Source organism: Pelomonas caseinilytica, assembly GCF_021353235.1.
GTDB lineage: Bacteria > Pseudomonadota > Gammaproteobacteria > Burkholderiales > Burkholderiaceae_C > Pelomonas > Pelomonas caseinilytica.
This window is the reverse complement of the sequence record NZ_JAJTWT010000001.1, coordinates 431216-444830: the sequence shown is the minus strand read 5'-3', so window position 1 is coordinate 444830 and position 13615 is coordinate 431216. Positions and strand designations below refer to the sequence as shown.

14 protein-coding genes are annotated in these 13615 nt (G+C 70.0%); 12 read left to right on the top strand and 2 right to left on the bottom strand.

The window, feature by feature from the left end:
- Window positions 1–25 precede the first annotated feature (25 nt).
- The 7 genes from ppsA to dnaB all read left to right on the top strand — a co-directional run bounded on the left by ppsA (window position 26) and on the right by dnaB (window position 7824).
- The gene (ppsA, locus tag LXT12_RS02045) at window positions 26–2422 is read left to right on the top strand and encodes a phosphoenolpyruvate synthase (protein WP_233388961.1); all 2397 of its coding nucleotides are present in this window, start codon (window positions 26–28) and stop codon (window positions 2420–2422) included.
- 80 nt (window positions 2423–2502) lie between these two features.
- Window positions 2503–4572, top strand: coding sequence for a sodium:solute symporter family protein (locus tag LXT12_RS02040; protein ID WP_233388959.1), 2070 nt, complete (start codon window positions 2503–2505; stop codon window positions 4570–4572).
- 169 nt (window positions 4573–4741) lie between these two features.
- Complete coding sequence (gene rpsF / locus LXT12_RS02035) at window positions 4742–5104, top strand: 30S ribosomal protein S6 (RefSeq protein WP_233388957.1); 363 nt, start codon at window positions 4742–4744, stop codon at window positions 5102–5104.
- Between the two features lie 50 nt (window positions 5105–5154).
- Entirely contained in the window at window positions 5155–5445 is a 291-nt protein-coding gene (gene priB / locus LXT12_RS02030) for a primosomal replication protein N (protein ID WP_233388956.1), read from the top strand.
- Window positions 5446–5493: 48 nt separating this feature from the next.
- The gene (gene rpsR, locus LXT12_RS02025; RefSeq protein WP_233388954.1) at window positions 5494–5784 is read left to right on the top strand and encodes a 30S ribosomal protein S18; all 291 of its coding nucleotides are present in this window, start codon (window positions 5494–5496) and stop codon (window positions 5782–5784) included.
- Window positions 5785–5796: 12 nt separating this feature from the next.
- Window positions 5797–6249 (top strand): 50S ribosomal protein L9, encoded by a 453-nt coding sequence (rplI, locus tag LXT12_RS02020; RefSeq protein ID WP_233388952.1) that lies wholly within the window; start codon window positions 5797–5799, stop codon window positions 6247–6249.
- Between the two features lie 153 nt (window positions 6250–6402).
- Window positions 6403–7824, top strand: a complete 1422-nt coding sequence (dnaB, locus tag LXT12_RS02015; RefSeq protein ID WP_233388951.1) for a replicative DNA helicase — start codon at window positions 6403–6405, stop codon at window positions 7822–7824.
- Between the two features lie 16 nt (window positions 7825–7840).
- Here the strand turns inward: dnaB and LXT12_RS02010 are convergent, their stop codons facing one another.
- Window positions 7841–8725 carry an MBL fold metallo-hydrolase gene (locus LXT12_RS02010; protein ID WP_233388949.1) on the bottom strand — a complete coding sequence of 295 codons (885 nt, stop codon included), beginning with the start codon at window positions 8723–8725 and terminating at the stop codon, window positions 7841–7843.
- A 45-nt stretch (window positions 8726–8770) separates the two neighbouring features.
- Window positions 8771–9409: a DsbA family protein gene (locus LXT12_RS02005; RefSeq protein ID WP_233388947.1), complete on the bottom strand. Its 639-nt coding sequence runs from the start codon at window positions 9407–9409 to the stop codon at window positions 8771–8773.
- An 82-nt stretch (window positions 9410–9491) separates the two neighbouring features.
- Here LXT12_RS02005 and LXT12_RS02000 point away from each other — a divergent pair, with 82 nt between their 5' ends.
- From LXT12_RS02000 to LXT12_RS01980, 5 genes are all read left to right on the top strand, one after another.
- The gene (locus LXT12_RS02000; protein ID WP_233388945.1) at window positions 9492–10421 is read left to right on the top strand and encodes a LysR family transcriptional regulator; all 930 of its coding nucleotides are present in this window, start codon (window positions 9492–9494) and stop codon (window positions 10419–10421) included.
- A 114-nt stretch (window positions 10422–10535) separates the two neighbouring features.
- On the top strand, window positions 10536–10934 hold the full coding sequence (locus tag LXT12_RS01995) for a DUF1924 domain-containing protein (RefSeq protein ID WP_233388943.1): 399 nt from the start codon (window positions 10536–10538) through the stop codon (window positions 10932–10934).
- A gap of 15 nt (window positions 10935–10949) precedes the next feature.
- A complete protein-coding gene (locus LXT12_RS01990) occupies window positions 10950–11459 on the top strand; it encodes a diheme cytochrome c (protein ID WP_233388941.1) in 510 nt (169 codons plus the stop codon).
- A 20-nt stretch (window positions 11460–11479) separates the two neighbouring features.
- Entirely contained in the window at window positions 11480–12229 is a 750-nt protein-coding gene (locus LXT12_RS01985; RefSeq protein ID WP_233388939.1) for a cytochrome b/b6 domain-containing protein, read from the top strand.
- Between the two features lie 89 nt (window positions 12230–12318).
- Complete coding sequence (locus LXT12_RS01980) at window positions 12319–13611, top strand: FAD-dependent oxidoreductase (RefSeq protein ID WP_233388938.1); 1293 nt, start codon at window positions 12319–12321, stop codon at window positions 13609–13611.
- Window positions 13612–13615: the final 4 nt, after the last annotated feature.

The following is a 13615-nucleotide window of genomic DNA, read 5'->3' as shown; positions in this document are numbered from 1 at the left end:
TTTTTCAACCTCCTGGAGCTTTCCCATGTCCACCCTGTTCGAGGCGACCGCCCTGGTCGTACCGTTTGAGAACCTGAGGATGACCGACGTCGAGGTCGTTGGCGGCAAGAACGCCAGCCTCGGCGAAATGATCTCGCAGCTCGCCGCCAGCGGCGTGCGCGTGCCTGGCGGCTTCGCCACCACGGCGCATGCCTTCCGGCAGTTCCTGCGCCACGAGGGCCTGGACGCGCGCATCGCCTCGCGCCTGGCCACGCTCAACACCGACGACGTCCGGGCCCTGGCCGAGGCCGGCGCGGAGATCCGCGGCTGGATCGAACAGCAGCCCTTTCCGGCCGACCTGGAGGCCGAGGTGCGCGCCGCCTACGCCAAGCTCACGGCCGACAACCCCGACGCCACCTTCGCCGTGCGCTCCTCCGCCACCGCCGAGGACCTGCCCGACGCCTCGTTCGCCGGCCAGCAGGAGACCTTCCTGAACGTGCACGGCATCGACGAGGTGCTGCACAAGATGCGCGAGGTCTTCGCCTCGCTGTACAACGACCGCGCCATCAGCTACCGCGTGCACAAGGGCTTTGCCCACGGCGACGTGGCCCTGTCGGCCGGCGTGCAGCGCATGGTGCGCAGCGACCTCGGCTCGGCCGGCGTCATGTTCACCATCGACACCGAGAGCGGCTTCCCCGACGCCGTCTTCATCACCTCCAGCTACGGCCTGGGCGAGACGGTGGTGCAGGGCGCCGTCAACCCCGACGAGTTCTACGTCCACAAGCCCGCACTCAGGGCCGGCAAGCTGGCCATCATCCGCCGCAACCTCGGCTCCAAGCTCATCCGCATGGAGTTCGCGACGCCCGAGGAGAAGGCGGCCAGCGGCAAGCTGGTCAAGACCGTCGACACGGCGCCCGAGCAGCGCAACCGCTATTCGCTCAATGATGCGGAAGTGACCGAGCTGGCGAAGTACGCCCTCATCATCGAGGAGCACTACGGCCGCGCGATGGACATCGAGTGGGGCCGCGACGGCGTCGACGGCAAGCTCTACATCCTGCAGGCCCGCCCCGAGACGGTGAAGAGCCAGGCTGCCGGGCAGGTCGAGCACCATTACAAGCTCAAGGCCCACAGCGCCGTGCTGGCCGAGGGCCGTGCCATCGGCCAGAAGATCGGCACGGGCCCCGTGCGCCTGGTCGAGAGCGTGGCCGAGATGGAGCGGGTGCAGCCCGGCGACATCCTCGTCACCGACATGACCGACCCCAACTGGGAGCCGGTCATGAAGCGCGCCAGCGCCATCGTCACCAACCGGGGCGGCCGCACCTGCCACGCGGCCATCATCGCCCGCGAGCTGGGCATCCCGGCGGTGGTCGGCTGCGGCGACGCCACCGAGAAGCTCAAGGACGGCCAGCTCGTCACCGTGGCCTGCTCCGAGGGCGACACCGGCTACATCTACGACGGCCTGCTGGAGACCGAGATCAGCGAGGTGCACCGCGGCGAGCTGCCCTACTGCCCGATCAAGATCATGATGAACGTCGGCAACCCGCAGCTGGCCTTCAACTTCGCGCAGATGCCGTCCAGCGGCGTGGGTCTGGCCCGCCTCGAGTTCATCATCAACAACAATATCGGCGTCCACCCCAAGGCCATCCTGGACTATCCCAACATCGACGCCGACCTCAAGAAGGCCGTCGAGTCGGTCGCCCGGGGCCACGCCTCGCCGCGCGCTTTCTACATCGACAAGCTGGCCGAGGGTATCGCGACGATTGCCGCGGCCTTCTTCCCGCGGCCGGTCATCGTGCGGCTGTCGGACTTCAAGTCCAACGAGTACCGCAAGCTCATCGGCGGCACCCGCTACGAGCCGGACGAGGAAAACCCCATGCTGGGCTTCCGCGGGGCGTCGCGCTACATTAGCGGCGACTTCTCCGATGCCTTCGCGATGGAGTGCGAGGCCCTCAAGCGCGTGCGCAAGGACATGGGCCTGACCAACGTCGAGATCATGGTGCCCTTCGTGCGCACGGTGAAGCAGGCTTCGCGCGTGGTCGAGATGCTGGCCGAGCGCGGCCTCAAGCGCGGCCAGGACGGCCTGCGCGTCATCATGATGTGCGAGGTGCCGAGCAATGCCATCCTGGCCGAGCAGTTCCTGGAGCATTTCGACGGCATGTCCATCGGCTCCAACGACCTGACCCAGCTCACCCTGGGCCTGGACCGCGACTCGGGCCTGGAGCAGCTGGCCGGCGACTTCGACGAGCGCGACCCGGCCGTCAAGGCCTTGATCTCCCGCGCCATCCGCGCCTGCCGCGCCACCGGCAAGTACATCGGCATCTGCGGCCAGGGCCCCAGCGACCATGCCGACTTCGCCGAATGGCTGGCCGAGGAGGGCATCGTGTCGATCTCGCTGAACCCGGACACCGTCATCGACACCTGGCAGCGCCTGGCCGCCAAGTAAGCCTTCGCGCCTGACGGCGCCCGACCGGCCCGGGTTCTCCGCAGGAGAGTCCGGGCTTTTTGTTGCCGATGATCGCGGCTGTGCCTGTCCATCTTCCGCCCCGTCGCCTGCATCGCCGCTACGCGATCTTCGCGCTGAGCTTCATCGCCCTCGTCATCGGCCTGGCGCTGGCCGAGCGCCAGGGCCTGCCCAAGGCCTGGATCGGCTACACCTTCCTCGGCACGACAGTGGCCGTCTACGCCGTCATCGGCATCCTGTGCCGCACCACCGACCCGGCCGAATACTTCGTGGCCGGCCGGCGCGTGCCGGCGCTCTACAACGGCATGGCCGCGGGCGCCGACTGGATGAGCGCCGCCAGCTTCATCGGCCTGGCGGGCACCCTCTACGCCAGCGGCTACGCGGGCCTGGCCTATGTGCTGGGCTGGACGGGCGGCTTCTGCCTCGTGGCCCTGTGCATCGCGCCCTACCTGCGGCGCTTCGGGCAGTTCACCCTCGCCGACTTCCTGGCCGAGCGTTTCGGCGGCCGGGCCCTGCGCCTGGTCGGCGCGGCGGCGGCCATCCTGGTCTCCTTCGTCTACCTGGTCGCCCAGATCTACGGCGTTGGGCTGATCACCACCCGGCTCACCGGCCTGGGCTTCGAGGTGGGCGTCTTCGTTGGGCTGGGCGGCGTGCTGGTCTGCTCCTTCCTCGGCGGCATGCGGGCCGTCACCTGGACCCAGGTGGCCCAGTACCTCATCATGATCCTGGCCTATCTGGTGCCGGTGATCTGGCTCAGCGTCAAGCAGACCGGCTGGCCGCTGCCCCAGCTCGTCTACGGCCAGCAGCTGCACCAGCTGGCCCAGCGCGAGCAGGAACTGATCCACGACCCGGCCGAGCTGCAGGTGCGGGGCATCCACCAGCAGCGGGCCGATGCCGCCGCGGCCCGCCTGGCCGACGTGCCGCGTGCCCTGGCCGACGAGCAGGCCAAGGCAGCGGCCCGCGTTACGGCTCTCAAGACCGCCGACGCGCCCCTGGCCCTGATCCAGGCCGCCGAGAAGCAGCGCGCCGCCCTGCCGCGCACGCCCGCCGAGGCCGAGGACCGCTGGCGGCGCGAGCGCGACGGCGAGACCCAGCTCGCCCAGCCGCTGTCCGGCCTCGTGCCCCACATCCAGCCCTTCGCCGGCAACCCCGATGGCGGCCCCGCCGAGCGCGAACAGGCCAGCGCCGGACGACGCAACTTCATCGCCCTGGTGCTGTGCCTGATGATCGGCACGGCCGGCCTGCCGCACCTGCTGACGCGCTACTACACCACCCCCTCCGTCGCCACGGCGCGCGAGTCGGTGGCCTGGTCGCTCGTCTTCATCAGCCTGCTCTACCTGACGGCGCCGGCCCTGGCGGTGATGGTCAAGACCGAGGTCTTCAACAGCCTGGTGGGCAGCAGCTTCGACCAACTGCCCGGCTGGATACGCCAATGGCAGCGGGTCGACCCGGCGCTGCTGTCCGCCGTGGACCTCAATGGCGACGGCCGGCTGCAGCTCGGCGAGCTGCGCCTGCACCCCGACCTCGTCATGCTCGTCATGCCCGAACTTGGCGGGCTGCCCTACGTCATCTCCGGCATGGTGGCCGCCGGCGGGCTGGCGGCGGCGCTGTCCACGGCCGACGGCCTGCTGCTGGCCATCTCCAGCGCGCTGTCGCACGACCTCTACTACAAGGCCATCAACCCCGAAGCCTCGCGCACGCGGCGCGTGACCCTGTCCAAGGCGCTGCTGCTGGCCGCGGCGCTGGCGGCGGCGGCCATCGCTTCCAGCCGGCCGGCCGACATCCTGGCCGTCGTGACGGCAGCCTTCTCCATCGCCGGCTCGACCTTTTTCCCGGCCCTGGTGGCCGGCGTGTTCTGGCGCCGCGCCAACCGCGCCGGCGCCCTGGCCGGCATGCTGGCCGGCCTGGCCACCTGCCTGGCCTATCTGGCGGCGGCCCATCCCGGCCTGAGGGCGCTGGTGGGCCTGCCAGGGCCGCCCATGCTGATCTGGGACATCCAGCCGGCGGCAGCCGGCCTCTTCGGCGTGCCGGCCGGTGCGCTGGTCCTGGTGGTCGTCAGCCTGGTGACGGCGCCGCCCAGGCAGCGCGAACGCGAGTTCGTCGACACGCTGCGCAGCCGCCCGCCGCGCTGAAGCCGGCTGCCGGCGGGGCCCGAAGTCCACCGAGCCCCGCCCGATTTGGCCGTTTGCAGCTTCCGGGCTAGAATCCTGGGTTCCCCCTTGCCGCAACCACGTGTCGACGCCGTGGAGCGGCTTCCACAGACCCGGGAGTCCCCGGGCCTGGAATCCACAAGGAGTACTCATGCGTCACTACGAAATCGTTCTGCTGATCCATCCGGATCAAAGCGAACAGGTTCCGGCCATGCTGGAACGCTACAAGGGCCTGATCACCGCCGGTGGCGGTGTCGTGCACCGGGTCGAGGACTGGGGCCGCCGCCAACTGGCCTACCAGATCCAGAAGCTCGCCAAGGCCCACTACCTGTGCCTGAACATCGAAGCCAGCAAGGAAATCCTTGCCGAACTCGAGACCGGCTTCCGCTTCAACGACGCCGTGCTGCGCCACCTCACCGTGGTGCAGGACAAGGCCGTCACGACCCCCTCGGTCATGATGAAGGCAGTCGAGCGCGAAGAAGCCCGCAAGGCTCCGCAACAGGAAGCGGCCTGAGCACCGCCCATCGCTAGAACCAGGTTATCGAGCAGCAACGCACCGACGGCGTGAACCAGCTTTCACTGTCGGCGCAGATCCAGCAACTCGGTCAAGTCCGCTACACCCCCGCCGGGCTGATGGCCCTGGACGCGAGCCTCAAGGCCGAGTCCGAAGTCATCGAAGCCGGCAAGCCGCGCAAGGTCTCCCTGGAGATCAAGGCGGTCGCGGTGGGCGAGGTGGCCAAGGAGCTGCAGAAGCTGGGAGTCGGTGGCGTCGCGGTCTTCCGCGGCTTCCTGACCCACCAGCGCAATGGCCGGGGCTTCATCGCCCACGTCACCCTGATCGAACCCGCTGCCTGACGAGCCTGGATGTTTTGAATCCGGATAGATATTCAACAGAGGTCCACTATGCCCCCGCCCCGTGGTAAAGGTCGCTTCTCCAAGGACAAGAAGCCCAAGCGCAACCAACAGTCGCTGCTGTTCCGTCGCAAGCGTTTCTGCCGCTTCACCGTCGCCGGTGTCGAGCAGATCGACTACAAGGACATCGACACCCTGCGCGATTTCATCGCCGAAAACGGCAAGATCACGCCCGCCCGCCTGACCGGCACGCGCGCCTTCTTCCAGCGCCAGCTGACGGTCGCCATCAAGCGCGCCCGCTTCCTGGCCCTGCTGCCGTACAGCGACCAGCACAAGGTCTAAGGAGCTGACGACATGCAAGTGATCCTGCTCGAAAAAGTGGCCAACCTCGGCAACCTCGGCGACGTCGTCAAGGTCAAGGACGGCTATGCCCGCAACTTCCTGATCCCGACCAAGCAGGCGCGCCGCGCCACCGAGGCCGCGATCAAGGAATTCGAAGCCCGCCGCGCCGAACTCGAAAAGGCTGCCGCCGAGAAGCTGGCCGCCGCCCAGAAGCTGGGCGAGACCCTCTCCGGCAAGACCGTCCGCATCGCCCAGAAGGCCGGTGTGGACGGCCGCCTGTTCGGCTCGGTGACCAACGCCGACATCGCCGAAGCCCTGACCAAGGCCGGCACGCCGGTCGCCAAGGCCCAGGTGCGCCTGCCCAACGGCCCGCTGAAGGCCGTCGGCGAGTTCCCGGTCCAGGTCGCCGCCCACACCGACGTCGTCGTCGAGGTGACGGTCCAGGTGGTTGCCGAAGCGGAGTAACGCTTCCCCTGATGTGCGTCGCCGTCCGGCGCCGCAACATCGCTGAACGAAGGCCGAGGCCCCGAGGGTTTCGGCCTTCTGTCTTTCAGGCCCGCGTTTTCCACTGCTGCCCACCGGCTGCCCCCAGCCCGTCCACAGCCTTATCCACAAGCGATGTCCGCGATCTTTCCTGCCTCCTCATCCGCGCCGCAAGACGACGAGGTCGCGCGGCTGCGCGTACCGCCGCATTCGGTGGAGGCCGAGCAGAGCGTGCTCGGCGGCCTGCTGATCGACAACTCCGCCTGGGACCGGGCGGCCGACCTGCTGACCGACAGCGACTTCTATCGCTTCGAGCACAAGCACGTCTACACGGCCATCGGCAAGCTGGTCAATGCCGGCAAGCCGGCCGACGTGGTCACGGTCTTCGACGAGCTGACCTCGCTCGGCCGCGCCGAGGAGTGCGGCGGCCTGGCCTACCTCAACGCCTTGGCGCAGAGCGTGCCGAGCGCCGCCAACCTGCGCCGTTATGCGGAGATCGTCCGGGAGCGGGCCATCCTGCGCAAGCTCGTCGCCACGAGCGACGAGATCGCCACTGCCGCGATGAACCCGCAGGGCCGCGCCGTCACCCAGATCCTCGACGAGGCCGAGGGCAAGATCTTCCGCATCGGCGAAGAGGGCTCGCGCAGCCGCCAGGGCTTCCAGAGCATGGACCAGCTCGTCGTGCAGCTCATCGACCGCGTCAACGAACTGGCCGAGAACGGCGCCCAGGACGTGACCGGCGTACGCACCGGCTTCTACGACCTCGACCGCCAGACCGCCGGCCTGCAGCCTGGCGACCTCATCGTGCTGGCGGCCCGCCCCTCCATGGGCAAGACCGCCTTCGCCGTCAACATCGCCGAGAACGTCGCCATCAATGAAGGCCTGCCCGTCGTCATCTACTCGATGGAAATGGGCGCCTCCCAGCTCGCGCTGCGGATGGTGGGCTCCATCGGCCGCATCGACCAGAGCCACCTGCGCACCGGGCGCCTGGCCGACGACGAATGGGGCCGGCTGTCCGAGGCCGTCGACAAGCTCGGCAAGGCCAGCATCTTCATCGACGAGAGCCCCGGCCTCAGCCCCTCCGAGGTACGCGCCCGCGCCCGCCGCCAGGCCCGCATCTGCGGTCAGCTCGGTCTCATCGTCATCGACTACCTGCAGCTCATGACCGGCAACGGCGGCGGCAGCGAGGAGAACCGCGCCACCGTGCTCGGCGAGATCTCCCGCGGCCTCAAGGCCCTGGCCAAGGAGCTGAAGTGCCCCGTCATCGCCCTGTCGCAGCTCAACCGCTCCGTGGAACAGCGCCCCGACAAGCGGCCCATGATGTCCGACCTGCGCGAGTCCGGCGCCATCGAGCAGGATGCCGACATCATCATGTTCATCTACCGGGACGAGTACTACACCAAGGACGAGTGCAAGGAGCCGGGCGTGGCCGAGATCATCATCGCCAAGCAGCGTAACGGCCCGGTGGGTACGGTGAAGCTGGCCTTCCAGCGCATGCACACCAAGTTCGAGAATCTCGCGCCCGGCTATGTCGGTGTGGAGCGGGACGAGTACTAGCGGAGCCCCGCGGCGCTCAGCCCCATTTCATCTCGCCCTTGGCGACCTTGGCGCCGATCTCCAGCGCTGCAGCGAGCCCTGCCGAGGGGTAGCGCTGCTTCATGGCGGCGATCAGCGCGGCGGCGTCTGCCGCCTTCGCCAACTCCTGCTCGAAGGCCAGCAGATAGTCGCGCGTGTAGTTCACGGCCGCGACGCCCAAGGCGCCGTCCGGTGCGAGGTGCCCCGGCACAACCACCGCCGGCTGGCGGGCGGCGATGGCCTCGAGGTTGCGCACCCAGGCTGCGCGGGCCGCGGGCGTCGCGGTGTCGGCCGTCCACACGTGCAGGCCCGAAAACACCAGCACGCCGCCGAACACGGCCTGCAGCGAAGGCACCCAGAGGTAGCGCCGGTTCTCCAACCCTTGCGCCGGGACGATCTCTATGGCCTGGCCTTCGAGCTGCAGGGCCGGGCCGTCGAAGGGCTCGGGCATGACGATGTCGGCCAGGCTCTGCGGCCCGTTCTCCTTGAGCTGCGGGCCCCAGATGGCGATCTTCTTGGCCACGTTGGCCTGGATGGCGGCAATGGTGGCCGACGCGGCGATGACCCGGGCATCGGGGAAGGCGGCGCGGATCGGCCCGAGGCTGAAGTAGTAGTCGGGGTCGCTCTGGCTGATGTAGACGGTGGTCAGCGTCCTGCCCGAGGCCTTGATCGCCTCCACGGCGGCGCGACCATCCTGCAGCGAGAAGCCACCGTCGATGAGCACGGCCTCCTTCGCCCCGCTCAGCAGCACGGGCGCGCGGAAGAAGCCCCGCTCGCCAGCGGGCAGGTGCCGCCACTGCAGCGGGGCTGCCGCCTGACTGGCGGTGGAAGCAGTCACGGCCAGCGCGGCGGCGGTCTGGACGAAATCTCGGCGGGTCATCATGGGAATCCTTTCGGTGGGCAGGGGTGAGGAGGGAGGGGCCCGCTTTCAGGCCGCCATCAGTTGCGCCGCGAGGGCACCGGGGTCGCCATAGGCGCTGCGGCTGTCGAGCAACCGCTCGTGGCCGCCGGCTTCGCGGATGAAGGTCGGCACGCCGCGCGCACCGTGGCGTTGCATCAGGGCCCGCGCCTGGGCGATGCGGGCGTCGGCGGTGGCCTGGACGGCCGGGTCGGCGGCCTGGAAGCGCCGTGCCGCCTGGGTCAGGCCCAGGGCGGCCAGGGTCGCGGCCAGGACGTCTGGGCTGGTGACGTCCTGTCCGTCGACATAACGGGCACGCTGGATGGCCGCCAGCGCCTGCACCTCCTGCTCGGGCGCCGTCAGGGCGACGGCGCTCAGCGCCAGCGTCGCGGGGCCGCTGTCGAAGCGCTGCCGGCGGTCGGCCAGCACGCCGTCGCGGTAGCGCTGCGAGAAAAGCTGGCCCGTCAGGTGCTGGATGCGCTGGTCGTTGGACCAGGCGTAGGCGGCGAAGTTGTCGTCCATCGGGCGCGCACCGTCGCCCTGGAACAGGCCGCTGGGCAGCAGTCGGAGCTGGGCCGCGCCGGTGGCGGCGACGATCCCGACCGCCAGGCTGGCGCCATAGCACCAGCCGCAGAGCGGATCGAAGACGTAGTGGAGGGTGGGTTTCATGGGACGGCGATTCCTGTCTCGGATGCCCTCATCCTAGGAAGCGGAGATCACAAGAAAAATCCATACTCTGTAGACTTTCTGTATGCCAACAGCAAACAGTCGGCGGCCATCCGGCCATGCCAATCTGGCCAACCTGAAACGGCTGGCCTACTTCGCCGCCGTCGTCGAGGCCGGCGGCTTCACGGCCGCCGCCGAGCGCCTGGGCATCACCAAGGCCGTCGTCAGCCAGCAGGTGGCGCGGCTGGAGGCCGAGTTCGGCGCCCAGTTGCTGACCCGCACCACCCGCCGGGTCGTGCCGACCGAGGCCGGGCGGAGCTTCTACGAGCGCTGCGCGGTCATCCTGAGGGAGGCCGGCGATGCCTTCGACGAACTGGCCGGCGTGCCGACGGAGCCCACCGGCACCCTGCGACTGACGGCGCCGCTGGACTACGGCCTGACGACGGTGGTCGGCGTCGTCGTCGAGTTCTCGCGAGCCTATCCGCAGTGCAAGGTGGAGATGATGCTCAGCGACCAGTTCCTCGACCTGCACGCCGGCGAGGCCGAGCTCGCCATCCGCGTTGGCTGGCTGACGGACCTGGGGCTGCAGGCGCGGCAGATCGGCAGCTTCAGGCAGCTGCTGGTCGCAACGCCCGACTGGGCCCGCCGGCTCCACCGCTCGGGTGGGCCTGAGCAGGTGGCTGCGCTGCCCTTTGTCGCCAACTCGGCCTTGCGGGCGCCCGAGGACTGGGCGTTCACCGATGCGCATGGAAAGCAGTGCCGGGTGAAGGTCGACGCCGCCATCCGCCTGGACGCGACGCTGGCGGTGCGCGAAGCCGTCTGCCAAGGGGCCGGCCTGTCCGTCCTGCCCGACTACGCCGTGGCGGCGGACGTGGCGCAGGGCCGTCTCGTCCAGTTGCTACCCGAGTGGACCCTGGCGAGCGGTGGCGTCCACGTCGTCTATCCGGCGGCTCGCTTCCGGCCGGCCAAGGTGAGGCGCTTCGTCGAGATGCTGGCGGAGCGCCAGCGGGGCTGAGCGGGCCGACCCGCGCCGGCCCGCGGCGCCACGCTGAACGCCACATGAACGGCCGGTTCAGCAGGCGTTCAAGGGCGGTTTTCGATGATGGCTGCGCCTGCTCGAGGACTGCCCATGAGACTGAAACCTGCCCTTGCCCTGCTGCCTCTGCTGGCCGCCGCTGCGCTGCCGGCGCTCGCCCAGGCGACTTCGCCTGCCCGGCTGCAAAAAGCTTACGAAGCCGCCGCGGACGCGCCGGCCCAGGCCGAGCGTGGCCGCTCCTTCTTCATCAGCCGCCACGGCGCCGAGTGGTCCTGCGCCTCATGCCACGGCCAGCTGCCCGTCGATGCCGGGCGCCATGCCGTCACGGCCAAGCCCATCGATCCGCTGGCTCCCGCCTTCAACCCCAAGGCCTTCACCGACGAGCGCCGCGTGGAGAAGTGGTTCCGCCGCAATTGCAAGGACGTGGTGAAGCGCGAATGCACCCCGGCCGAGAAGGCCGACGTGCTGGCCTGGCTGCAGTCGCTGCGCTGAACCGGGGAGGCCGCGATGAACTTCCACACCTTCCTCTCCCGTGCCGCGCTCGCCCTGTCGGCCCTGCCGCTGAGCCCGGCGGTCCACGCCGATGATCACGAAGGCCGCACCGCCGTCGCCTGGCCCAAGGCCTACGTGCAGGAGTGCGCGGCCTGCCACGTGGCCTACCCGCCGCGCATGCTGCCCGCCGCATCGTGGGCCCGTTTGATGGGCGGGCTGGACAGGCACTTCGGCACCGACGCCTCGCTGGACCCGCAGGACGTCCAGCGCCTCGGCCAATGGCTGCAGGACAACGCCGGGCGCGACGCTCGCGCCACCGTGCCCGAGGACCGCATCACCCGCACAGCGCGGTTCGAACACAAGCACCGGCACATCGAGGCGGCCACCTGGCGCCTGCCCAGCGTCCGTTCGGCCGCGAACTGCATGGCCTGCCACAGCGGTGCCGACCAAGGCCGGTACAGCGAGCACGGCCTGCGCATGCCCGAAGGCCTCAGCGCCCGCCAGCGCGCGGCCTGGGACGACTGAACCCGATCACGGAGCCCTCCATGAGCCTCACGACCACCCCTGTCCCCGAAGCCGCGGGCCGCGCGGCCACCGCCCGCCCCGGGCGGCTGACGATCGACGCCCCGGTGCGGGCCTTCCACTGGCTGTTCGCGCTGAGCTTTGCCGGCGCCTGGATCACGGCCGAGTCCGAGCGCTGGCGCGGCGTCCATGTGACGCTGGGTTATGCCTTCGGCGGCCTGCTGCTGTTCCGGCTGGTCTACGGCCTGGTCGGGCCGCGCCAGGCCAGGCTGGCCCTGCTGTGGCACCGCGTCAGTGGCCTGGGCGACTGGCTGCGCAATGCCCGGGCCGGGCAGGTCGACCTGCCGCGTGCGGCCACGCTCGGCATGGGCGCGGCCATGGGTCTGCTGGTGCTCGTCGCGGCGCCGCTGGTGCTGGCCGGCTACGCGGGCTACATCGAATGGCTGGGTCTGGAGGACGCCTGGGAGGAGGTGCACGAGTTCTTCGCCAACTCGGCCATGGCCCTGGTCGTCGCTCACCTGGCCCTGATCGTCGTGCTGTCGGTCCTGCGACGCAGGAACCTCGCGGCCCCGATGCTGACGGGGCGCACGCCCGGCGCGGGTCCCGACCTCGTCAAGGCCAACCGCGCGTGGCTGGCCGGCCTGGTGGTCGCGGCCTACCTGGGCTTCGTGGGTTGGCAGACCCTGCAAGGCGGCACCGAGGGCACGTCGGCGACCCAGGGCGAACGCCGTGATGGGCATCACCGCGACCACCACCACGACGACGATGATTGAAGCCGGCGGCCGGCTGCTGCGCCAGGCGTTCAGCTCGGCTTCAGCCTGGGTGCGGACACTGGGCCGCCGACCTCACGCTGACCCGGCCGATGTCCAACGTGTTGCCCTACCTGGTGCTCGCTGCGCTCGCCGTCAGCCTGCACCTCTACCTTCGCCACCGCCGTGAGCGCAAGGGTGCCGCCGTCAAGGCCGAGGTGCTGGCCGCCGGCTTGAACGAACCCCCGTCCCTGCATCCCATCGTCGACCCCATCCGCTGCATCGGCTCGGGGGGCTGCACCCACGTCTGCCCGGAGGGCGCGCTGGGCATCGTGGCTGGCAAGGCCGAACTGATCAACGCCGCGGCGTGCATCGGCCATGGCGCCTGCGCGGCGGCCTGCCCGGTGGAGGCCATCCAGCTCGTCTTCGGCACCGAGCGCCGGGGCGTGGACATCCCGCGGGTGGACCCGCACTTCGAGTCCAACGTGCCGGGCCTCTTCATCGCCGGGGAGCTCGGCGGCATGGGGCTGATCCGCAAGGCGGCGGCCCAGGGCGTGCAGGCCGTGGACAGCATCCGGCGGCGGGGGCGGGCGCCGGCGGACCGCTACGACGTCGTCATCATCGGCGCCGGCCCGGCGGGCCTTGGCGCGGCGCTGGCCGCTCAGGCGCATGGCCTGCGCTACGTGGTGCTGGAGCAGGAGGACTCGCTCGGCGGCTCCGTCTACCACTACCCGCGCGCCAAGATCGCGATGACGGCGCCGGTCACGCTGCCCCTGGTCGGGCAGGTGCGCATGTCGGAGGTGTCCAAGGAGAAGCTGCTGGCCTTCTGGCAGGAGGTCGTGGAGCGCCACGGGCTCAAGCTCAGCTTCAAGGACGCCATGCAGCGCGTGGAGCCCGATGGCACCGGCTTCGTCGTGCATGCCACGCGGGGCGACTACCGCACGCAGTCGGTGCTGCTGGCCATCGGCCGGCGGGGCAGCCCGCGCAAGCTGGGCTGCCCGGGCGAGGAGCTGCCCAACGTTGTCTACCGCCTGATCGACGCCGAGCAGTACCGCGGCCGGCGCGTGCTGGTGGTGGGCGGGGGCGACAGCGCGCTGGAAGCCGCCGTGCAGCTGTCGGAGCAGCCCGGCACGACGGTGCGCCTGGCCTATCGCAGCGCGGCGTTCAACCGTGTCAAGGTCAAGAACCGCCAGGCCCTGGAGGCCGCGGTGGCCCGCGGGCGCGTGGCGTTGCACCTGAACACGGAGGTGGCATCCATCGACCTCGGCCACGTCTCGCTCAGCTCGGCAGGCACCGCCGAGACCGTGGACAACGACGACGTCATCGTCTGCGCCGGCGGGGTGCTGCCGACGCCGCTGCTGCAGGCCATGGGCATCGCCTTCGACACCAAGCACGGCACCGCCTGAAGGC

What these genes read in the sequence shown, in the direction of transcription:
- ppsA (WP_233388961.1), top strand. Translation starts at nt 26, where the DNA reads ATGTCCACCCTGTTCGAGGCGACCGCCCTGGTCGTACCGTTTGAGAAC.
- rpsF (WP_233388957.1), top strand. Translation starts at nt 4,742, where the DNA reads ATGCGTCACTACGAAATCGTTCTGCTGATCCATCCGGATCAAAGCGAA.
- rpsR (WP_233388954.1), top strand. Translation starts at nt 5,494, where the DNA reads ATGCCCCCGCCCCGTGGTAAAGGTCGCTTCTCCAAGGACAAGAAGCCC.
- rplI (WP_233388952.1), top strand. Translation starts at nt 5,797, where the DNA reads ATGCAAGTGATCCTGCTCGAAAAAGTGGCCAACCTCGGCAACCTCGGC.
- dnaB (WP_233388951.1), top strand. Translation starts at nt 6,403, where the DNA reads ATGTCCGCGATCTTTCCTGCCTCCTCATCCGCGCCGCAAGACGACGAG.
- LXT12_RS02010 (WP_233388949.1), bottom strand. Translation starts at nt 8,725, where the DNA reads ATGATGACCCGCCGAGATTTCGTCCAGACCGCCGCCGCGCTGGCCGTG.
- LXT12_RS02005 (WP_233388947.1), bottom strand. Translation starts at nt 9,409, where the DNA reads ATGAAACCCACCCTCCACTACGTCTTCGATCCGCTCTGCGGCTGGTGC.
- LXT12_RS02000 (WP_233388945.1), top strand. Translation starts at nt 9,492, where the DNA reads ATGCCAACAGCAAACAGTCGGCGGCCATCCGGCCATGCCAATCTGGCC.
- LXT12_RS01995 (WP_233388943.1), top strand. Translation starts at nt 10,536, where the DNA reads ATGAGACTGAAACCTGCCCTTGCCCTGCTGCCTCTGCTGGCCGCCGCT.
- LXT12_RS01990 (WP_233388941.1), top strand. Translation starts at nt 10,950, where the DNA reads ATGAACTTCCACACCTTCCTCTCCCGTGCCGCGCTCGCCCTGTCGGCC.
- LXT12_RS01985 (WP_233388939.1), top strand. Translation starts at nt 11,480, where the DNA reads ATGAGCCTCACGACCACCCCTGTCCCCGAAGCCGCGGGCCGCGCGGCC.
- LXT12_RS01980 (WP_233388938.1), top strand. Translation starts at nt 12,319, where the DNA reads ATGTCCAACGTGTTGCCCTACCTGGTGCTCGCTGCGCTCGCCGTCAGC.